Source organism: Bradyrhizobium sp. HKCCYLRH3097, assembly GCF_051167875.1.
GTDB lineage: Bacteria > Pseudomonadota > Alphaproteobacteria > Rhizobiales > Xanthobacteraceae > Bradyrhizobium.
In genome coordinates this window covers 182,290-203,256 of the sequence record NZ_JBNPTX010000001.1, presented here as the reverse complement: position 1 = coordinate 203,256, position 20,967 = coordinate 182,290, and the positions used below count along the sequence as shown (strand labels likewise).

The window sequence follows — 20,967 nt, the reverse complement described above, 5'->3', positions numbered from 1 at the left end:
GGGCTCTAGCTAGGTTTGGATCGCGATCAGGGCAAGTCGCCGGGCTGGCTCACCATCAGCAGCGCAGAGCCCTCCGGCGTTTCGACGAGCCGATCGCGTCTGAATCCGGCCTTCTCGTAGGCGCGCACGGCACGGGCGTTCGCCGGATCTGGATCGGTCACCACGCGTGGCGCGGCCGATCGCAGCAGGTCTTCGACGAACTGCCGAATGAAACGCGCCCCATGGCCGCGCCCGATCATGTCGGGCTCGCCGATGAACTGATCGATGCCACGCGTGGCGGGCGGTTGAGGCCCGAATCCATGATCCCATGCTGAGAGCGCATAGCACTGGAGATATGCGAACGGCCGGCCATCGATCGCGACGATAAATTGGTCCATGTCAGGATGAGCGAGATCGCCGCTCACCAGCGCATATTGCTCGTCGGGCTCTCCCCACCACCGCATCACGTCCGGCGTGCCAAGCCAACGGCGTATCAAGGGCAGGTCGGCGGCAGCCATTGCGCGGATGGCGTAATCCTGAGCCATTAATCCCGCACCATGGCTGAGCCGCCCTGCAAGGTCTCGATGGTGATGTTGCGGTTGGTGTAGACGCAGATGTCGGCGGCGATGTCGAGCGAGCGCCGCACGATGCTCTCGGCGTCTTTGTCGGTGTCGAGCAGGGCCCGCGCCGCGGCCAACGCGTAATTGCCGCCTGAGCCGATCGCCATCACGCCGGCCTCAGGTTCCAGCACATCGCCGGTGCCGGTCAGGACCAGCGAGACGTCCTTGTCGGCGACGATCATCATGGCTTCGAGCCGCCGCAGATAGCGGTCGGTGCGCCAGTCCTTGGCGAGCTCGACAGCGGCCCGGGTCAACTGCCCCGGATATTGCTCCAGCTTGCTCTCCAGCCGCTCGAACAGGGTGAAGGCGTCGGCGGTGGCGCCGGCGAAGCCGCCGATGACGTCGCCCTTGCCGAGCCTGCGCACCTTGCGGGCGTTGGACTTGATCACGGTCTGGCCGATCGAGACCTGGCCGTCGCCGCCGATCACCACCCTGCCCCCCTTGCGGACGGTCAGGATCGTGGTGCCGTGCCAGACGGTGGGCTCGTTCGCGGATGCGTGCATGGGGGGTCCCTGGTTGATCCTCTGATTTAGGCGTTCAGGCGTCGGGATACAATTACCGGGTCCCTGCCCTGCCCTGGCGGGCCTTGAAATCCGCTCACCATGGCCCGAGATCAAGGCCGAGGGGCGTCATCCCGCAGTAGCTAAGGTGACATCCGCCTGATAAAAGGGCCGCGTTTTCAAGGGAAAGCTGACCCCATGCGTAGCGCGACCATCAAGCGCAAGACCAAAGAGACCGAGATCGAGGTGTCCGTGAACCTCGACGGCACCGGCGTCGTGAACATCGCGACCGGGATCGGCTTCTTCGATCACATGCTGGATCTGCTGGCCCGGCATTCCCGCATCGACATGACCGTCAAGGCGGTCGGCGACCTCCATATCGATTTCCACCACACCACCGAGGATGTCGGCATCGCCCTCGGCCAGGCCGTGCGTCAGGCGCTCGGCGACATGGCCGGCATCACCCGTTACGCCTCGATCCACATGCCGATGGACGAGACCCTGACGCGCGTCGTGATCGACGTATCGGGCCGGCCGATGCTGGTATTCCGCACGACCTTTGCGCGCGACAAGATCGGCGAGTTCGACACCGAGCTGGTGCGCGAGTGGTTCAACGCCTTTGCCATGAACGCCGGCATCACCCTGCATGTCGAGACGCTGTACGGCGAGAACGCCCATCATATCGCCGAATCCTGCTTTAAGGGTCTGGCGCGGGCCCTCCGCGCAGCCCTTGCGATCGATCCTCGCAATCAGGGCGAAGTGCCATCCACCAAGGGTCAGCTCGGCGGCTGACCTCCCTCCTCCCAAGGGATTATCGACATGCCCGTCTATACGGTTCACGCTCCCCTGGCCGCCGGGGTCGATCTGCGTTCGACCGATCGCTTTGTCTTCATCCGCGACGGCTTCCATTTCTGGGCCGCCGTGCTCGGCGCCGTCTGGCTGGCCTGGCATCGCCTCTGGCTTGCGATGCTCGTCTGGGCCGTGCTGATGATCGCGCTCGACGTCATCCTGGCGCGCGTCGGCGTCAGCGGCGGCGCGATTGCCGGCATCGATCTGTTGCTTGCGATCCTGCTCGGGCTCGAAGCCTCGAGCCTGAAGCGCTGGAGCTACTCGCGCGGCAATTGGCGCCAGATCGACGTCGTCGTCGCCGACGATCTCGATGCCGCCGAGCGCCGCTTCTTCGAGCGCTGGGCCGCCCGGCGCAGCACGCTCGGCTACGACAATCACACCGTCGATCGCGGCGCGGCGCCGCCGACACGCGACAATGGCAATGGGCAGCACCCGCCGCCGCTGCCGCATGCCAGCATCATTGGCTTGTTTCCCGAACCCGGAGGTGGACGATGAGTGTTGCGATCATCGATTACGGCTCCGGCAATCTGCATTCCGCCGCCAAGGCGTTCGAGCGCGCTGCGCGCGGCATGGCGGATCCGCAGAAGGTCGTCGTGACGCGCGATCCCGATACGGTCTATCGCGCCGATCGCATCGTGTTGCCCGGCGTCGGCGCCTTCGCCGACTGCCGCCGCGGGCTCGACTCCGTCGACGGCATGCTGGAGGCGATGACCGAAGCCGTGCGCCACAAGGCGCGGCCATTCTTCGGCATCTGCGTCGGCATGCAATTGATGGCAACGCGCGGCAAGGAGCACGTCACCACCGACGGCTTTGACTGGATCTCCGGCGACGTCGAGAAGATCACGCCGCGCGACGAAAGCCTGAAGATCCCGCATATGGGATGGAACACGCTCGATGCGCTGCAAGAGCATCCGGTGCTGGAGCGGCTGCCGCTCGGACCGAAGGGCCTGCACGCCTATTTCGTGCACTCCTATCACTTGAATGCCGTCAACGAGAGCGACGTTCTGGCACGCGCCGATTACGGCGGACCGGTCACCGCGATCGTCGGCAAGGACACCGCGATCGGCACCCAATTCCATCCCGAGAAGAGCCAGCGTTTCGGTCTCGCCCTCATTTCCAACTTCCTGAAGTGGAAGCCGTGAGCGCAGCGCGCCTGTCCGTCCAAGAGGCGGGCAGGGCGCTTGCCTGAAAGACAGCTCCGATGATCCTGTTTCCTGCCATTGATCTGAAGAACGGCCAGTGCGTGCGCCTGGAGCAGGGCGACATGGCGCGCGCCACCGTGTTCAACCTCGATCCCGCCGCGCAGGCCAAGAGCTTCGCCGACCAGGGGTTCGACTATCTCCACGTCGTGGATCTCGACGGCGCCTTCGCCGGCAAGCCGATGAATGCGCACGCCGTGGAAGCGATGTTGAAAGTCGTCAAGATGCCGGTGCAGCTCGGCGGCGGCATCCGCGATCTCAAGACGGTGGAGGCTTGGCTCAGCAAAGGCATCACCCGTGTCATCATCGGCACTGCGGCGGTGCGCGATCCCGAGCTGGTGAAGACCGCAGCCAAGGCCTTCCCCGGCCGCGTCGCCGTCGGGCTCGATGCGCGCGACGGCAAGGTCGCCGTCGAGGGCTGGGCCGAGACATCCGAAGTGACCGCGCTCGACATCGCCAAGCGCTTCGAGGACGCCGGCGTCGCCGCGATCATCTTCACCGACATCGCACGCGACGGCCTGCTCAAGGGCCTCAACCTCGACGCCACGATCGCGCTCGGCGACGCCATCTCGATTCCCGTGATTGCCTCCGGCGGCCTGGCCTCGATCGAGGACGTCAAGGCGATGCTGACACCGCGGGCGAAAAAGCTCGAAGGCGCCATCGCCGGCCGCGCGCTCTATGACGGCCGCCTCGATCCCGCGGAAGCACTGGCGCTGATCCGCGCGGCGCGTGCGTAGGAGGAAACAGGATGTTCAAGGTCCGTGTCATTCCCTGCCTCGACGTCAAGGACGGACGAGTCGTCAAGGGCGTCAACTTCGTCAATCTGCGCGATGCCGGCGATCCGGTCGAAGCCGCGATCGCCTATGACGCGGCCGGCGCCGACGAGCTGTGCTTCCTCGACATCACCGCCACCCATGAGAACCGCGGCATCATGCTGGACGTCGTCCGGCGCACGGCGGAGGCCTGCTTCATGCCGGTCACGGTCGGCGGCGGCGTGCGCACCATCGACGACATCAAGACCCTGCTCCGTTCCGGCGCCGACAAGGTTTCGATCAATTCGGCCGCGGTGAGCAGGCGCGAATTCGTCAAGGAGGCGGCCGAGAAGTTCGGCGAGCAGTGCATCGTGGTGGCGATCGACGCCAAGTCCGTGTCGCGGCCGGGCGGCGGCAGCCGCTGGGAGATCTTCACCCATGGCGGCCGCAAATCGACCGGCATCGATGCCCTGGAATACGCCCAGGAGGTGGTCGCGCTCGGTGCCGGCGAGATCCTGCTGACCTCGATGGACCGCGACGGCACCCGCCAGGGCTTCGACCTGCCGCTGACCCGGGCAGTCGCCGACAGCGTCCCGGTGCCGGTGATCGCCTCCGGCGGTGTCGGTAACCTCGATCATCTGGTGGACGGCATCCGCGAGGGCCACGCGACCGCGGTGCTGGCGGCGTCAATCTTCCATTTCGGGGAATTTACCATCCGGCAGGCCAAGGAGCACATGGTGCGCCAGGGGCTGCCGATGCGGCTCGATCCCTGACGACATTGCGTCGCAAAAATGTTAGATGAACGCTGGTCCGGCCGCCGTGGTCGGGCAGGCGTTCCGAGTACCGGCTGATGTCCCGCTTCACGCTTCACGATCTGGCTGCCATCATCGACGCGCGCGCCGCGGCGGGCGGCGAGGCGTCCTATACGCGCAAGCTGCTCGACAAGGGTCCGCCGCAATGCGCCAAGAAGATGGGCGAGGAGGCGGTCGAGACGGTCATCGCCGCACTTGGCACCGACCGTGAGCATCTGATCTCCGAAAGCGCCGACCTGCTGTTTCATCTGTTGGTGTTGTTGAAGTCGCGCGACGTCCGGCTCGAGGAGGTCGAGGCGGCGCTCGGCAAGCGGACCGGCCAATCGGGGCTGGAAGAAAAGGCGTCGCGCAAGACGGAGTAGGGCGCGACGGCGGGGGAAACGAAGGGCAGCGTCATGGACATGCGCACCACCGAACAACAATATAATCCGTACCGCGTCTTCACCCGCGAACAATGGGCCGAGCTGCGCAACGACACGCCGATGACCTTGGAGCCCGGCGAGTTCTCCAAGCTGCGGTCGATGCACGATCGTCTCGACCTTCAGGAGGTCGAGGACATCTACCTCCCGCTGTCGCGATTGCTGTCGATGTATGTCGATGCGGCGCAGCGGCTGTACTACGCGCAGCGCCAGTTTCTCGGCATCCGCGACCGCAAGATGCCCTACATCATCGGCGTCGCCGGCTCGGTGGCGGTCGGCAAGTCGACCACTGCGCGCGTGTTGCAGGCGTTGCTGACCCGCTGGTCGCCGCGGCCCAAGGTCGATCTCATCACCACCGACGGCTTCCTGTATCCGAACGCGGTGCTGGAGCGGCAGGGCCTGATGCAGAAGAAGGGCTTTCCGGAAAGCTATGACCTGCCGCGGCTGCTCGGTTTTCTCTCCGACATCAAGGCCGGCCGCCATCCGGTGCGCGCACCGGTGTATTCCCATCTGAGTTACGACATCGTCCCCAATCAGTGGGCCGAGATCGACCAGCCGGACATCCTGATCGTCGAAGGCGTCAACGTGCTGCAGACCGGACCGCTGCCGCGCGACGGCCAGGCCGTGCCGGTCGTCTCCGACTTCTTCGACTTCTCGGTCTACATCGACGCCGACGAGGCGATCCTGCGCAAATGGTACGTCAAGCGCTTCCTGTCGCTGCGCGACACGGCGTTCCATGATCCGCGGTCCTACTTCAACCGCTACGCGCTGCTGTCGGACGAGGAGGCCATCGCCACCGCGATCGCCATCTGGGAGCGCACCAACCTGGCCAATCTCGAGGACAACATCCTCCCGACACGGCCGCGTGCGACCTTGATCCTGAAGAAGGGCGCGGATCACGAGATCGAGACGGTGGCGCTCAGGCGGTTGTGAGCGGGGCCCGCGAGCGCGGCGCCGAGCTGATCCGCTCCAACTAATGACCTACGCTGGCACCTGTCGTGCCGCCGCCAGATTCGCCAGCGCCTCGTCGAGCTTGTCGCGATCGATCGGCTTGACCAGGAACCCATCCATGCCCGCCTCGAAGCAGGCGTAACGGTCCTCGACCAGAGCATTGGCCGTGAGCGCCAGGATCGGGGTGCGGCCGCCGGGCTCGCTGGCCTCGATGGCGCGAATGCGCCTGGCGGCGGCAATGCCGTCGAGCTTCGGCATCTGCACGTCCATCAGGATCAGATCATAGGGCGCGCCGGCCGAGCGCGCCGCGAGCCAGGAGTCCAGCGCGGCTTCGCCATGCACGGCGATGTCGGCGTGGTGGCCGAGCTTGCTCAGCAGCGAGCGCATCAGCAGTGCGTTGATGTCGTTGTCCTCGGCGACCAGGATGGACAGTCCCGTGCCGGCCTGGGCCGCGATCGGCGGCGCGATGGTCGGGATCGGATCGTCGGCCATGACCGTGCCGTCGGTGTCGAAGTTCACGCGCGCGGCGAGCGAGGCAGCCCGCAGCGGCTTGACGAGGTAGCCGTTGAATGGCGCCCCCGGCGCCAGCTCGTGGCGGCTCGCCGGTGTCACCAGCACGATCAGCCGCGTCGTATGATGTCGCGCGACCCCGCCCACACGCAGCGATTCATCGCCGCCGATGCTGTCGTCGACCAGCACGGCGTGCCAGGCGCGTTCGGGCAGCAGGGCCTCCGCCACCTCGGCCTCGGCGACCAGGCAGGTCTGCGCGCCCCAGTTCTGCAAGCGCCGCTCGATCAGCTCGGCCTGCAGCCCGGCCGGCGCGACCAGCATGATCGACCGTCCTGCGAGATCGGGGCCGCGAAAGCTGTTCTGCTCGCCGCGCTCCAGCGCCGGCGGCAGCGGCACCGACACCTCGAAGGTCGAGCCGGCGCCGAGCGCGCTCTGCAGCGCGATGCGGCCGCCCATCCGCTTGACGATCCGGTCCGAGATCGCAAGGCCAAGCCCGGTGCCGCCGAAGCTGCGCGCCACGCTGTCGTCGGCCTGCTCGAATTCGCGGAAGATGCGCTCCTGCGCGTCGGCTGCGATGCCGATGCCGGTGTCGCACACCTGGAAGCTGATCTCGTTCGGCCAGATGCCGGGCTCGGCGATCAGGGCAACGCCGCCCGTCGCGGTGAACTTGATGGCGTTGCCGGCGAGGTTGAGCAGCACCTGGCGCAGCCGCGCGGCGTCGCCCGTCACCCAGGTCGGCAGCCGCTCGTCGAGATAGGCCGCGATCTCCAGTTGCTTGGCCTGCGCCCGTGGCGCCATCAGCTCGGTGATCTCCTCGATCAGCGCCGCCAGCGAGAACGGCTGCGCCTCGAGCGCCAGCTTGCCGGCCTCGATCTTGGAATAGTCGAGCAGCTCGTCGATCAGCGACATCAAGGCCTCACCCGAGGTGCGGACCGCCTTGGCGTAGGTCGTCTGCTCCGGCGTCAGCTGCGTCTCGAGCAAGAGCCCGCTCATGCCGAGGATGCCGTTCAGCGGCGTGCGGATCTCATGGCTGGCCATCGCCAGGAACCGCGACTTGGCGCGGTTCGCGGCGTTGGCCTGATCGCGCGCGTCCGCCAGCGCCCGCTCGGTCTCGGTGCGGTCGGTGACGTCGCGGCCGACACATTGCAGCACGGCGGGCTGGCCGGCGTCGGAACGCACCAGCGCCTCGCGCCACGCGATCCAGCGCGGCCCGATCGCGCTCTCGATACGCTGGTCGTGGACGCGCGTGCCGTTCGGCTCCAGCGCACTGTCGCCCTGCTCGATCAGCTCGAAGGTGAACGCGCTGCCGAGCAGGTTGTCGCGATCGAGGCCCGCCATCCGGCAATAGGCGTCGTTGACGAAGATGATGCTGCCGCCGTGCGCGCGCATGACGATGAGATCGCCCTGCTGCTCGAACAGATTGCGGGCGCGCTGCTCGGCTTCCTGCAGCTCCCAGTTCCGGTCGGCCAGCACCTCGTTGTGGAGCGCAATCTTGTGCATCTTCCTGGCGACGAAGCGCAGCCGCATGCTGAGCGTGGCCAGGCCGACGCAGGCGAGCGCGAACAGGAAGCTGGCGCCGATCGCGAACGTGTGCGGGTTATAGCCGGAGTTCTCGGAGATGCTGGCCTTGATGAAGCCGTACGCGCCGCCGAAGCCGGCGGAGAAGATCATCAGCGAGCGCAGGATGGCGAAGATGGTGCGGTGACGGCGCATGAACCGGCGCAGGCGCAGCCTGACGTGAAAAATCCGTCCCATCTCGATCACCCCCGACGATTTCGATCCCAATGTCATGGCCGGCCCGCACCATGCGGCGTCGGTATTGCTGAGACTTTGAAAGGTCATGCACGCGCGATGAAGCCGTGCTGAGATGGTGAACCGGGCGTTAGCCCGACTCACAGAACCGGATCGGCGGGCGGTGAGTCGTGGCCGCGGGCCGAGACGATGAGCGCGGCGGCGTGAGCATCTGCTGCACTGTCCTTGGCGAGATGGATCCGGAGCGCGCCAGGATGCGGATCGGCGGCGATCGCGACGACCGCGGTCGCGGCAGTCATGCCGCAGCCACGATCCTCCTTGGCGAGCACATCGTCGACCACGACGAAATCGGCCGTCTCCGGACTGTCGGCCAGCGCCACGCGAACGGTGGCGAGCGCCGGGTCATCGGTGAAGTCGACATGGAGATCGGCGGTAAACGGCGCCGAGCCGAGCGAGATGCTGTCGGCACCGACGGCAATGCAGGGCTGCGGGGAGGGCGCCAATTCGAGTCTGGCGATGACCGCGGCCGCGATCAGCGGCACGGCCGAGACAAGGACCTTGAAACGCAACATGATACGCACCGACGCGGCAGGCCTAATGACGGAACGCGGGCCTTATGGTTGTCGGAGCGTAAAGAGAAGTCGTTACCAGAGTGTTGAGGGGGAGGGGGCGCCCTTACGCCGCGTGGCGATTGTCCTCCGCCAGCGCGCGATACGACAGCGCCTCGGCCAGATGCAGCCGGCCGATCGCATCAGTGTGGTCGAGATCGGCGAGCGTCCGCGCCACGCGCAGCACGCGGTGATAGCCGCGCGCCGACAGCCGCATCGTCTCGGCGGCTTCGCGCAGCAGCTTCTGGCCGGGCGCGTCGAGCCTGGCGATTTCGTCGAGCACGGCGGCGGGGGCCTCGGCGTTGGTCCGGATGTGCGGCAGGCCGGCTTTGGCATAGCGGGCGCGCTGCAGGTCGCGCGCGGCGGCGACGCGGGCGGCCACCTCGGCCGAGCCTTCCTTGGCGGGCGGCAGGATGAGGTCGGCGGCGGTGACGGCGGGGACCTCGATGCGCAGGTCGATGCGGTCCATCAGCGGGCCGGAGATGCGCGTCTGGTAGTCGGACGTGCAGCGGTCGATGCGGCCGCGCTTGCAGGCATAGCCGGGCTCGAACGCGTTGCCGCAACGGCACGGATTCATCGCGGCGACCAGCATGAAGCGGGCAGGGTAGGTGACGCGGTGGTTGGCGCGCGAGATCGAGACCTCGCCGTTCTCGAGCGGCTGGCGCAGCGAATCCAGCACGCGCGGATCGAACTCCGGCAGCTCGTCGAGGAACAGCACGCCCTGATGCGCCAGCGAGATCTCGCCGGGGCGGGCGCGCAGGCCGCCGCCGGTCAGCGCCGCCATGCTGGCGGAATGATGCGGGCTGCGGAACGGCCGGCGCGACGTCAGCGCGCCGCCCTCGATCTCGCCGGCGACCGAGGCGATCATCGAAACTTCCAAGAGCTCTGCCGGCGACAGCGGCGGCAGGATCGACGGCAGCCGCGCCGCCAGCATCGACTTGCCGGCGCCGGGCGAGCCGATCATCAGCAGATGATGCCCGCCGGCGGCCGCGATCTCCAGCGCGCGCTTGCCGCTCTCCTGGCCCTTGATGTCGCGCAGGTCGAGCAGGCTGGCGGGTGCCTCCTGGATCTTCGGCTGCGGCCGCGACAGCACCTGCGTGCCCTTGAAATGGTTGGCGATCTGGATCAGCGACGTCGCCGCGATGATCTGAAGGTCCGGGCTCGCCCAGGCCGCTTCGGCGCCGCAGGCGGCCGGGCAGATCAATCCTTCCTCGCGCGCATTGGCGCCGATCGCCGCCGGCAGCACGCCGGCGACCGGCGCAATCGAGCCGTCGAGCCCGAGCTCGCCGAGCACCGTGAAGCCGCCGAGCGCATCCGGCGGAATGGCGCCGATCGCGGCCATCAGGCCGAGCGCGATCGGCAGATCGTAATGGCTGCCTTCCTTGGGCACGTCGGCCGGCGCGAGATTCACCGTGATCCGCCGCGCCGGCAACGCGAGGCCCGAGGCGATCAGCGCCGAGCGCACCCGCTCGCGGGCTTCCGACACCGCCTTGTCCGGCAGGCCAACGATGGCGAAGGCCGGCAGGCCGGGCGCGACCTGGACCTGCACGTCGACCGCGCGGGCCTCGATCCCCTCGAAGGCGACGGTGGAAACGCGCTGGACCATGATGCCCCTCCCGGACAAGGAGGCTAGCGGAAGCCGGCATCGTTCGCAAGAACAATACGGGAACACTGTTGTTGCCGCGCTCTGCCGCAATCCATTAACGACAGCCGCGTGGGGTTTCAGCTCCGTCCGCTGCGCTTAACGCCCCTTTAGTCCGGCCTTCGCATTCTTCCTCAATTGAAGATCGACCCGCGCCTCCGTCACAGCCGAGGGAGGCGCCCAACGAGGGACGTGCGATGCCTCCAGCGCCTGCGGCAGCTCCGACCGCCAAGACGCCCCCCGGTGATGCGCGGACGGTGTCCGAGCTCGCCACCGACATGCTGCGCCGGACCACCAGCCTGTTCCTGGCCGGTCCGCGGCCGGCCTCGGCCGAGCAGCTCGATCTCTACGATCAGATGTTCGCCCGGCTGATGCCGCAGGTCGCGACCGAGCTGCTGGCCGAGCTGAGCATGGCGCTCGCCGGCGTCGAGCGCGCGCCCTACGCGACGGCGCGGATGCTCGCCGTTCACCCCGAATTGCGCGTCGCCGGGCCGATGCTGGCCAAGGCGGCGGTGCTGACCGAGCGCGACCTCGCCGAGTTCATCCGCACCGGCAGTCCGGCGCATCTCGTTGCGATCGCCAGCCGCAGGGGCATCGGCGACGGCCTCACGACGCAGCTGATCGCGCGCGGCTTTCCGGCGGTGCGCATGGCGCTGGCGCAGAATCTTTCCGCCCGGCTGTCCGAGGACGGCTATCGCAGCCTGTTCAAGATCGCCGAGCGCGACGAGGATCTCGCCGAGAAGCTGGCGCTGCGCACCGACCTGCCGGCCAAGCTGTCGCGGGCCTTCGTCGCCGCGGCCAGCGAGGGCGCCCGCGCCCGCTTCATCAAGGCCGCGCCGCCGGCGACCCGCGCCACTCTGCAGGCGACGCCGACCCGCTCGCCCGGCGCGGCAATGCGCGCGATCTGGGATTATCAGCAGGTCAAGGCCGAGGTTGCCGCCCTTAGCCGGACCGGCAAGCTCGGCGACTCCGCCGTCAACCGCTTCTGCGCCACCGGCGATTTCCCTGCCGTGATAGCAGCGCTGGCGCTGCTCTGCGTCGTCACCATCGAGACGATCGAATCGCTGCTGGAGGAGGACCGCATCACGGACCTGCTGCTGGCCTGCAAGGCCGCGCGGCTCAGCTGGGCGACGACGTCGATGATCCTGCGCGACCGGCCCGGCTGCGACGCGCTTCCGGCCGATGACCTCGAAGAGGCGCGCAAGCGCTTCGAGAAGCTCGCACTGTCAGAAGCGCAATGGAAGGTGCGCGGGCTCGAATCGCGCTGAGCGAGCGCGAGAGGCGGCGTCAGCCCGGCGGCGTGCTCGGATAGGCCGTGAAGTCGATCTTGAACATCGCCGGATCGAGCTTCTTGGTCGTATCCAGATTGTAGACGGCAATCGTGGTGTCGTAGCCCTGCGGATCGGTCACGGTCCACTGCTTGAGCTGGCCGTCCTTGGCGCCGAGCATCAGCATCAGCCGGCTGGTGCCGATCAGGGCCTGCTTCTCCTCGATCGTGATCGTGACGTAAAGGTCGTCGGCGGCGACCGCGATCACGTTGGTGTCCTTCAACAGGTCGATGCGGTCGGACAGCAGATAACGCAGCGGCGTCTGCGACAGCGGATAGACGTCCTGGGTCGCGAGCTTGCGGTCGCGCACCACCAAGGAAGAGCCGTCGGCGATGATGTCGATCGGCGTCGGCGGCTCGTATTCGAAGCGGACCTTGCCCGGCTTCTGGATGTAGAAATCGCCCTTGGTCTTGCTGCCGTCCGGGCCGACCTGGACGAAGTTCCCGACCAGGGTCTGCAGCGACGACAGATAGGCGCTGACCTTGGCCGCCTGCGCCTTCTGGTTGGCGTCGAACGAGGTGAAGATGCTGGCCGGCACGTTGCGCCGGGGATCGGGAATGACCGGGTTTGGCGGGGCCGTCTGGGTGGTCGAGGGGCTCTGGCCGGCCCGCTGCTGGTCGGAGGCGCTGAGCTGGGAGCCGCTCTTCGGGCCTGATTTCGGAGCCGGCGTGCCCTGCGCGGCGGCGTGACCGGACGCACCGGCGACAGAGCATATCGTCACGGCGCAGGCGACCAGCCAAGCGCCGATCCGGCGCCCGCGCCAAGCTGCGTGATACGAAAACGTGCTGTTCAACAAGGAGCTTTTCAAAACGACGTCCTGAGGTTTTACGCGTTCTATCCCGGTTCGGCCGGGCAGCGTGATCGTAATCGCGTGAAGATCGGGCACTGAAGCGGCGTTTCTGCGGCCATCGGGGCCGTCAGAACCCGCCTTCCTCCTCGGGCACCAGGATCTCGCGCTTGCCGGCGTGGTTGGCCTGGCCGACGATGCCTTCCTGTTCCATCCGCTCCATCAGCGAAGCGGCCTTGTTATAGCCGATCTGCAGCCGGCGTTGAATGTAGCTGGTGGAGGCCTTGCGGTCGCGCTTGACCACGGCGACCGCCTGGGAGAACAGGTCGTCGCCGCCGCCACCGCCGCCCATGCCGGTGGCATCGAACACGGCGCCATCCTCCTCGCTCGGCTCCTCGGCGGTGACCGCCTCGAGATATTCCGGCGAGCCCTGTGCCTTCAGGTGCTTGACGACCTTCTCGACCTCCTCGTCGGAGCAGAACGGGCCGTGCACGCGGCTGATGCGGCCGCCGCCGGCCATGTAGAGCATGTCGCCCTGGCCGAGCAGTTGCTCGGCGCCCATCTCGCCGAGAATGGTGCGGCTGTCGATCTTGGACGTGACCTGGAAGGAGATGCGGGTCGGGAAGTTCGCCTTGATGGTGCCGGTGATGACGTCGACCGACGGGCGCTGCGTCGCCAGGATGACGTGCAGGCCGGCGGCACGCGCCATCTGCGCGAGGCGCTGCACCGTGCCCTCGATGTCCTTGCCGGCGACCATCATCAGGTCGGCCATCTCGTCGACGATGATGACGATGTAGGGCAGGGGATCGAGGTCGAGCTTCTCTTCCTCGTAGATCGCCTTGCCGGTCTCCTTGTCGAATCCGGTATGGACGGTGCGCGTCAGCTCCTCGCCCTTGGCGCGCGCTTCGCCCAGACGGGCGTTGTAGCCGTCGATGTTGCGCACGCCGAGCTTGGCCATCTTCTTGTAGCGTTCCTCCATCTCGCGCACGGCCCATTTCAACGCGACGACGGCCTTCTTCGGATCGGTGACGACAGGCGTGAGGAGATGCGGAATGCCGTCATAGACCGACAGTTCGAGCATCTTGGGGTCGACCATGATCAGCCGGCACTGGTCCGGCCTGAGGCGATAGACCAGGCTCAGGATCATGGTGTTGATGGCGACCGATTTGCCCGAGCCGGTGGTGCCGGCGATCAGCATGTGCGGGGTGCGGGCGAGGTCGATGATGATGGATTCGCCGCCGATGTTCTTGCCGAGGCACAGCGGCAGCTTGGCGACGCTCTCGGTCGCCTCCTTGGCGACGAGCAGCTCGCGCAGGTACACCTTCTCGCGGTGCGCGTTGGGCAGCTCGATGCCGATGGCATTGCGGCCGGGCACGACCGCGACGCGCGCCGACAGCGCGCTCATCGAGCGGGCGATGTCGTCGGCAAGACCGATGACGCGGGACGATTTGATGCCCGGCGCCGGCTCCAGCTCGTACAGCGTGACGACCGGGCCGGGATGCGCCTTGACGATCTCGCCGCGCACCCCGAAGTCCTGCAGCACACCTTCCAGCGCGCGCGAATTGGCCTCCAGCTCGCTCTTCGACAGCGGCTGGCGGTCGGAGGATTTCGGCGCCGCCAGCATCGAGACCGAGGGCAGGTCGTATTTGTCGTTGGCCTTGCGCGCCGGCGTCTTGGCCGCGGGCTTCTTGCGGGCGCGGGGAGCGGGCTCCTCCTCCTCTTCTTCGTCCTCGCCTTCGTCGGCCTCGTCCTGGTCGCCGCCGTCCTCGTCCATCTCGGGCGCGAGCGTCGGCTTGCCGCGACCCAGGCTCGGCTCCTGCCGGCCTGCGGCGGCGGCGCGCGGCTGCGGGCCGGAGGAGACCAGCGCACGATAGGCCGTGCTCAGGAACCAGACGACCTGGGCCTTGGCGCTCATGATGGCGTGGAACACCCAGCCGAGCCGGATCGCCTTGCGGTCGTCGTCGTCCTCGGGGTCGGCCAGCGGCGTGTCGTCGTCCTCATCCGCGAGCAGGCTCGGATCGGCTTCCTTCGCGCCCATGCCGCCGGCCACCAGCAGGCAGCCGATCATCGCAACCAGAAGAAGGGCGCCGAGCACCAGCCGATAGATCACACCGGGCGGACCGAACACCACGGCCGGTGCGCGCACCAGGGCGTCGCCGACCACGCCGCCGAGACCGGTCGGCAGCGGCCAGGCGTGCGAGCGCGGCCAGCAGCTGGCAAAGCCGGCGGCGATGACGGCGCCGAGAATCCAGGCGCCGAAGCGCAGCGCCTCGCGGTCGAACGGCCGGTGCGTCATCATCCGCCAGCCGCGGATCGAAAGCGGCAGGATCGCCATGATCGAGCCGAGACCAAGGATCTGCATCAGCAGATCGGCGCTGATCGCGCCGGGATAGCCGACGATGTTGCGGATGGCGCGCGAGGTGGCGTGGCTCAGGCTGGGGTCCTGCACCGACCACGTCATCAGCGCCGCCGCGGCCACGCCGCACAGCGCGATCAGGCAGAGGCCCGCGAGCTCGCGCAGCCGCCGCACCAGCGCGTCGCGCAGCGACGTCGGCAGGTGGTTGACCAGAGGGATGACTCGTTCGATCGCCGGCATCTGCATCAGCCCCGCGATTATCCCAGGACCTCGACCAGCCGGTGCAACGCCTCACCGGTGGATCCGGCGTCCGCCACCAGCGCCAGCCTGATGTAGCCCAGGCCCGGATTGAACCCGTCGGCTTGCGGCCGCGCCAGGTAGCTGCCGGGCACCACGCGCACGCCGGCGTCGCGATACAGCCGCAACGTCACGTCCTCGTCGCCGCCGCGATCAGCCACGTCGAGCCAGACGCAGAAGCCGCCATCGGGACGCTTGTAGCCATAGCGGTTGCCGATGATCTGGTCGGCGAGATCGAACTTGGCGCGGTACAGCCGCCGGTTCTCCTCGACATGCGCCTCGTCGGCATAGGCGGCGACGGCCACGTGCTGCAGCGGCACCGGCACCTGCGGCGCCGCGACGTTGCGCAGCTCGTGAAAGCCCGCGAGGAATCGGCGGTCGCCGGCGGCGAAGCCGATCCGCATGCCCGGCACGTTGGAGCGCTTCGACAGCGACTGGAACGCGACCACGTTGGTATAGTCGGGTCCGGCATGCTCGAGCATGCTGCCGGGCGCCGCCTTCGTGTAGATCTCCGAATAGCATTCGTCGCTGAAGATCAGGAAGCCGTAAGCGTTGGCAAGCTGGACCAGCTTGCGCATGTAGTCCGCTGATGCCACCGAGCCTTGCGGGTTGGCCGGCGTCGCGAGGTAGAACGCGATCGTGCGCGCCAGGGTCGCCTCGTCGATCGCATCGAGATCGGGCAGGAAGCCGTTGTCGCGCGTGGTCGGCAGATAGATGGAGTCGCAGCCGGCGGTGCGGGCGCCGACGCCATACACCGGATAGAACGGGTTCGGCATCAGGATCGCCGGCCGTCCGCGGCGCGGGCCGACATGGCGGAGCGCCGCATGGGCGGCGAAGAACAGGCCCTCGCGGCTGCCGTTCAGGACCAGAATCTCGTGCTCGGGATCAACAGCGCGCGGCAGCGCGAATCGGCGCGACAGCCAGCCGGCGGCCGCCTTGCGGAACGGCTCGATGCCCTTGGCGGCCGGGTAGCGGCCGAACTCGGCGATGTGCTGGGCCAATACAGGCCCGACGAAGTCCGGCACCGGATGCTGCGGCTCGCCAACGGCGAGTGTGATCATCGGCTTGCCCGGCTTGTAAGGGGCGAGCAGCTCGTTCAGCCGCGCAAACGGCGAGCGTTCGCTCTCCGAATGGCTGGCGCCAGCGGGCGCGGGGGATGAAGCGGTCATTGCCATACGTAAAACGCGCGCCAAACCAGTGGAAGCCGCCGATCGCCCATGAACCGGTGCCTGTCTGGTCACCATAGGTGGGGCGAGGTTAAGACGCGATTAACCATCGGCGCTGCCGCCCGTTTTGATCGGTTTTCCCGCCCCGATCCAGAGGCAATTTCGCAACAGCGGCGGACATTGTGGTGATTCGGGTGGGGCGGCGGGAACCGTGGGAGGGCAAGGCGGCCGCCGAAGGCGGCGGCCGGCACACCGCCGCGCAGCGCATTCGCGCTCAGACCGTGGGCATGGCGCTGCCGCGACCTCGGATGGAGCCGCGGCACGACCGCCTCCGCCCATCCTACGGGCCATCGGCTCGCGCGCGAGGGAAAACGGGCGGCCCGGTGCGCCGGAATATAAATGGGAATCTACGCGCACCGGGCCTTGGCCGAACTACTTGGGGGCTTAGTTCGGATGACGATCAATTAGCACCCTCGTTTTTCCCTCGTATTGCCAATTTCCGAAGATTTGTAGAATTTGATTTCGGAAGCCACCGAATGCGGCGCGGCCGGGCCGATTGCTTAACGGAGATGTCCGTCTCAGCCGTGGCTTTCCGGTCGCAGCGCGGGCGACGCACTTATTAGCTGCTCATGCCCTCTGCCGCTCGGTTGGCCCGAGAATCTTGTCTGACCGGAAATACTCAGTCACATCCAGCATCATCAGACATTTCACGAAACGAGATCGGCGCATCGCGACCATCTTTGACGGGCATCAGCGATTCCGGTGGCGTGCCGACGAACGTCTGCGCGCCGAGGACTCTGACTTTCGAAAGAGCGTCGATGATGCGTCTGAGACTGCTGGGCGTGCTTGCCCTGATGCTGCTGGCCATGCCCGTTTCCTCGCTGCCCCGCATGGCCGCGGCGGCACCCGCCGTCGCCAGCGCGATCACCGTCGAGGGTAACAGGCGCGTCGAATCCGACACCATCCGCTCCTATTTCAAGCCGGGTCCCGCCGGCACGCTCGATGCCGGCCAGGTCGACGACGGCCTCAAGGCCCTGGTCCAGACCGGCCTGTTCGCCGACGTGAAGATCGACCGGCAGGGCGGCCGGCTGATCGTGCGCGTGGTCGAGAATCCCGTGATCGGCCGCGTCGCCTTCGAGGGCAACAAGAAGGTCAAGGACGAGCAGCTCTCGGCGGAAGTGCAGTCGAAGCCGCGCGGCACGCTGTCCCGTCCGATGGTTCAGTCGGACGCGCAGCGCATCGCCGAGATCTACCGCCGCTCCGGCCGCTACGACGTCCGCGTCACGCCCGAGATCATCGAGCAGCCCAACAACCGCGTCGACCTCGTCTTCACCATCGAAGAGGGCGTCAAGACGGGCGTGAAGTCGATCAGCTTCGTCGGCAACAACGCCTATTCCGCCGCGCGCCTGCGCGACGTCATCAAGACGCACGCAACGAACTGGCTCAGCTTCCTCGGCAACAACGACGTCTACGACCCCGACCGCGTCGAGGCCGATCGCGACCTTATCCGCCGCTTCTATCTGAAGAACGGCTATGCCGACGTTCAGGTCGTCGCGGCGCTCAGCGAATATGACCCGGACCAGAAGGGCTTCCTGGTCACGTTCCAGATCGAGGAGGGCCAGCAATACCGCGTCAGCTCGGTGCAGTTCCAGTCGAGCGTCGCGGCGCTCGACGCCAACACGCTGCGCGGCTATTCGCGCGTCAATGTCGGCGCGCTCTACAACGTCGAGCAGCTCGAGAAGTCGGTCGAGGAGATGCAGATCGAGGCCTCGCGTCGCGGCTTTGCCTTCGCTGTCGTGCGTCCGCGCGGCGACCGCAATCTGGAAGCGCATACGGTCGCGATCGTGTTCCAGGTCGACGAGGGCCCGCGCACCTATATCGAGCGCATCACCATCCGCGGCAACACCCGCACCCGCGAGTACGTGATCCGGCGCGAGTTCGATCTGTCCGAGGGCGACGCCTACAACCGCGCGCTGGTCGACCGCGCCGAGCGCCGGCTGAAGAATCTCGACTTCTTCAAGGACGTGAAGATCGCGGCCGAACCGGGCTCGTCGAGCGACCGCGTCATCCTCGTGGTCAATCTGGAGGAGAAGTCGACCGGCGACCTCTCCGTTTCCGGCGGCTATTCGACGACCGATGGCGCGCTGGGTGAGGTCTCGGTTTCGGAGCGCAACTTCCTCGGCCGCGGTCTGTACGCCAAGGCGTCCGTGAGCTACGGCCAATACAGCAGGGGCGTCTCGCTGTCCTTCGTCGAGCCCTATCTGCTCGACAACCGGATCGCGCTCGGCCTGGATGTCTACTACAAGCAGCAGCTGGCGAACAGCTATACGAGCTATGGTGTGACGACGATCGGCTTCAGCCCGCGGCTTGGCTTCCAGTTGCGCGAAGACCTCTCGCTCCAGTTGCGATACTCGCTGTATCGCCAGGAGATATCGCTGCCGTCCTACTACAAGAACTGCAACAACAACGCCGCCAACAGCCTGCTCGCCTTCAACCCGACCCCGGCCTACATCAAGAGCGTGCTCGGCGGCGTCGATCCGACCAATTCGACCAGCTCGGGCTACTATGGCTGGGGCTGCTACGGCGATGGCGAGTCGAGCCTGCCGGTCCGCAAGGAGCTGAGCGACGGCGCCGCGCTGACCTCTGCGCTCGGCTACACGCTCAGCTACAACACGCTCGACAACAACAAGAACCCGACCGATGGTCTGCTGATCGACTGGAAGCAGGATTTCGCCGGCGTCGGCGGCAATGTCAGCTACCTCAAGTCGGCGGTGGATGCGAAATATTACTCGCCGCTGGTGGCCGACATCGTCGGCATCATCCATCTGCAGGGCGGCATGCTGAACAAGATCGGCGACAAGGATCTGCGGATGCTCGACCACTTCCAGATGGGACCGAGCCTGGTGCGGGGCTTCGCCTCGAACGGAATCGGGGCGCGCGACATCACCTATCGCAGCCTCGGTGCCACCGGCGATGCGCTCGGCGGCACCAAATATTGGGGCGCCTCGGCCGAGCTGCAGATGCCGTTCTGGTTCCTGCCGAAGGAAGTGGGCTTGAAGGGCGCCGTCTATGCGGATGCCGGTTCGCTGTGGGGCTATCAGGGCCCGACCTCCTGGGCGGCGACCGGCGAGGTCAACACCGCGGCCTGCAAATGCGGCCTGCTGTACGATGACAGCAAGGTGGTGCGCTCCTCCGTCGGCGTCGGCCTGATCTGGGCCTCGCCGTTCGGCCCGCTCCGCTTCGACTACGCGGTGCCGCTGTCCAAGGGCAAATACGACACCGTCCAGGAGTTCAGGTTCGGCGGCGGCACGTCGTTCTGAGGCGCATAGCGACTGCGCTCTCCCAGAGGTGCGAGACGCTCACCACGCGGGCGGTGCGCTCCCCTCCCCCTGTGGGGAGCGGGGCGGGTACACGAGTCCGCTCTCAATCGGAGTCCGAGCCCCCCAGCCAATAATCCGTCGATCGTGTTCATCGCACTTTGTTGTTCGAGGTCACGCACGCCACCGAATTCAACGCCCGCGGACCCTCAACCCCTCCCCGCAAGGGGGAGGGAGCAGACTGCTGTCGTGGTGATAGCTCGACCAGAATGATGAGGCGGCTGGGGATCATGCCGGCGGTCGATAGCGTGATGCTCGCCACCGTCATTGCGAGGAGCCAAGCGACGAAGCAATCCAGAGCTACGGCGGGACTCTGGATTGCTTCGCTTCGCTCGCAATGACGGTGGGGCTGCCAGCATCCCTCCCATGCGCAAATTGCCCGTCGTGTTAGTCTGCCGCAGCAATAAGGCTTGCACCGTCGGGCAAATCACCTGCACATTTCCGCACGTCCCTGCTGCCGCATGAGGGGCGCTTCGCGACCGTCACGGATCGTTGGCAGTGGGATGCGATGGGCGTGTGTCGCCGCAGCGTGGATCAGTCTGCGCGGACGAACGGTGATGCACGCACGGTCAAGTCGCGCGGTCCTGACATCCCGATGCTGATGTCAACTCACGTTGAGGCTTTGCTTCGCGTGGGGATGGTGGCCAGACAGCCCGGCGCACCAGGGAGAACGCGAAGCAGCCGTTAAAACCGTTGCGCGGGGAAGGCCGGGCGTTCTCGGCCAGACCTGTGGTACCTGCCGCCTGCATTTTCTTTCGCAGGCGGGCCACGGGCGCGGCCAGCGCCCGGCCTTCCCTGCGCCCTCTGTTTGAGGGGCGACCAAATTCAGCACAGCTCGGGCGCGGATGCGTCGCGGGGTGAACACACACGTATTCAACTCTGTCTCGAAGGCAACGCTGCCAACGCCAACCTCCGCCGTCGTCCCTGCGAACGCAGGGACCCATAACCACAGGGTTCAGTTGTTTTGCACGGGACTCGCCGCCTGCCTCCTACAACAATCACGCGGTATGGGTCCCTGCGTTCGCAGGGACGACACCGGTAGCTGGGCATCACCTCGATCTTC

Annotated in this window: 17 protein-coding genes; 9 read left to right on the top strand and 8 right to left on the bottom strand. The window is 67.0% G+C overall.

The features are described 5' to 3' along the window. Positions 1-26 precede the first annotated feature (26 nt). Both ACQR0U_RS00940 and hslV read right to left on the bottom strand, forming a co-directional pair. Positions 27-524 carry a GNAT family N-acetyltransferase gene (locus ACQR0U_RS00940; protein WP_315825695.1) on the bottom strand — a complete coding sequence of 166 codons (498 nt, stop codon included), beginning with the start codon at positions 522-524 and terminating at the stop codon, positions 27-29. Then, positions 524-1,102: an ATP-dependent protease subunit HslV gene (gene hslV / locus ACQR0U_RS00935; protein ID WP_315825696.1), complete on the bottom strand. Its 579-nt coding sequence runs from the start codon at positions 1,100-1,102 to the stop codon at positions 524-526. Before hslV ends, ACQR0U_RS00940 begins: the two co-directional genes overlap by 1 nt. Before the next feature lie 195 nt (positions 1,103-1,297). Here hslV and hisB point away from each other — a divergent pair, with 195 nt between their 5' ends. The 7 genes from hisB to coaA all read left to right on the top strand — a co-directional run bounded on the left by hisB (position 1,298) and on the right by coaA (position 6,063). Further along, positions 1,298-1,891 carry an imidazoleglycerol-phosphate dehydratase HisB gene (hisB, locus tag ACQR0U_RS00930; RefSeq protein WP_315716789.1) on the top strand — a complete coding sequence of 198 codons (594 nt, stop codon included), beginning with the start codon at positions 1,298-1,300 and terminating at the stop codon, positions 1,889-1,891. A 27-nt stretch (positions 1,892-1,918) separates the two neighbouring features. Then, a complete protein-coding gene (locus ACQR0U_RS00925) occupies positions 1,919-2,443 on the top strand; it encodes a DUF2628 domain-containing protein (RefSeq protein ID WP_315716788.1) in 525 nt (174 codons plus the stop codon). After that, on the top strand, positions 2,440-3,090 hold the full coding sequence (hisH, locus tag ACQR0U_RS00920) for an imidazole glycerol phosphate synthase subunit HisH (RefSeq protein WP_315750522.1): 651 nt from the start codon (positions 2,440-2,442) through the stop codon (positions 3,088-3,090). Before ACQR0U_RS00925 ends, hisH begins: the two co-directional genes overlap by 4 nt. A 59-nt stretch (positions 3,091-3,149) precedes the next feature. Next, positions 3,150-3,884, top strand: a complete 735-nt coding sequence (gene hisA / locus ACQR0U_RS00915; RefSeq protein WP_315716786.1) for a 1-(5-phosphoribosyl)-5-[(5-phosphoribosylamino)methylideneamino]imidazole-4-carboxamide isomerase — start codon at positions 3,150-3,152, stop codon at positions 3,882-3,884. 11 nt (positions 3,885-3,895) lie between these two features. Beyond that, positions 3,896-4,672 carry an imidazole glycerol phosphate synthase subunit HisF gene (gene hisF / locus ACQR0U_RS00910; protein WP_315716785.1) on the top strand — a complete coding sequence of 259 codons (777 nt, stop codon included), beginning with the start codon at positions 3,896-3,898 and terminating at the stop codon, positions 4,670-4,672. 77 nt (positions 4,673-4,749) lie between these two features. Then, entirely contained in the window at positions 4,750-5,073 is a 324-nt protein-coding gene (locus ACQR0U_RS00905; protein WP_315716784.1) for a phosphoribosyl-ATP diphosphatase, read from the top strand. A gap of 33 nt (positions 5,074-5,106) precedes the next feature. After that, complete coding sequence (gene coaA / locus ACQR0U_RS00900) at positions 5,107-6,063, top strand: type I pantothenate kinase (protein ID WP_315716783.1); 957 nt, start codon at positions 5,107-5,109, stop codon at positions 6,061-6,063. Positions 6,064-6,111: 48 nt separating this feature from the next. On the opposite strand, the gene ACQR0U_RS00895 is transcribed toward coaA, so the two are convergent. The 3 genes from ACQR0U_RS00895 to ACQR0U_RS00885 all read right to left on the bottom strand — a co-directional run bounded on the left by ACQR0U_RS00895 (position 6,112) and on the right by ACQR0U_RS00885 (position 10,557). Then, complete coding sequence (locus tag ACQR0U_RS00895; RefSeq protein ID WP_434842463.1) at positions 6,112-8,346, bottom strand: ATP-binding protein; 2,235 nt, start codon at positions 8,344-8,346, stop codon at positions 6,112-6,114. A 137-nt stretch (positions 8,347-8,483) separates the two neighbouring features. Further along, positions 8,484-8,915 carry a hypothetical protein gene (locus ACQR0U_RS00890; RefSeq protein ID WP_316200452.1) on the bottom strand — a complete coding sequence of 144 codons (432 nt, stop codon included), beginning with the start codon at positions 8,913-8,915 and terminating at the stop codon, positions 8,484-8,486. A gap of 103 nt (positions 8,916-9,018) precedes the next feature. Beyond that, positions 9,019-10,557, bottom strand: a complete 1,539-nt coding sequence (locus ACQR0U_RS00885) for a YifB family Mg chelatase-like AAA ATPase (protein WP_434842462.1) — start codon at positions 10,555-10,557, stop codon at positions 9,019-9,021. Between the two features lie 233 nt (positions 10,558-10,790). On the opposite strand from ACQR0U_RS00885, the gene ACQR0U_RS00880 reads away from it, so the two are divergent. Further along, on the top strand, positions 10,791-11,861 hold the full coding sequence (locus ACQR0U_RS00880; protein WP_316200450.1) for a DUF2336 domain-containing protein: 1,071 nt from the start codon (positions 10,791-10,793) through the stop codon (positions 11,859-11,861). A 19-nt stretch (positions 11,862-11,880) separates the two neighbouring features. On the opposite strand, the gene ACQR0U_RS00875 is transcribed toward ACQR0U_RS00880, so the two are convergent. The 3 genes from ACQR0U_RS00875 to ACQR0U_RS00865 form a co-directional block, all read right to left on the bottom strand. Further along, complete coding sequence (locus tag ACQR0U_RS00875; RefSeq protein WP_315716778.1) at positions 11,881-12,642, bottom strand: outer membrane lipoprotein carrier protein LolA; 762 nt, start codon at positions 12,640-12,642, stop codon at positions 11,881-11,883. A gap of 196 nt (positions 12,643-12,838) precedes the next feature. Further along, positions 12,839-15,310, bottom strand: a complete 2,472-nt coding sequence (locus ACQR0U_RS00870; RefSeq protein ID WP_315716777.1) for a DNA translocase FtsK — start codon at positions 15,308-15,310, stop codon at positions 12,839-12,841. Positions 15,311-15,321: 11 nt separating this feature from the next. After that, positions 15,322-16,536, bottom strand: coding sequence for an aminotransferase class I/II-fold pyridoxal phosphate-dependent enzyme (locus tag ACQR0U_RS00865; protein ID WP_316166418.1), 1,215 nt, complete (start codon positions 16,534-16,536; stop codon positions 15,322-15,324). Positions 16,537-17,345: 809 nt separating this feature from the next. On the opposite strand from ACQR0U_RS00865, the gene bamA reads away from it, so the two are divergent. Further along, entirely contained in the window at positions 17,346-19,847 is a 2,502-nt protein-coding gene (gene bamA / locus ACQR0U_RS00860; RefSeq protein WP_316225979.1) for an outer membrane protein assembly factor BamA, read from the top strand. The last annotated feature ends 1,120 nt before the right edge of the window (positions 19,848-20,967 follow it).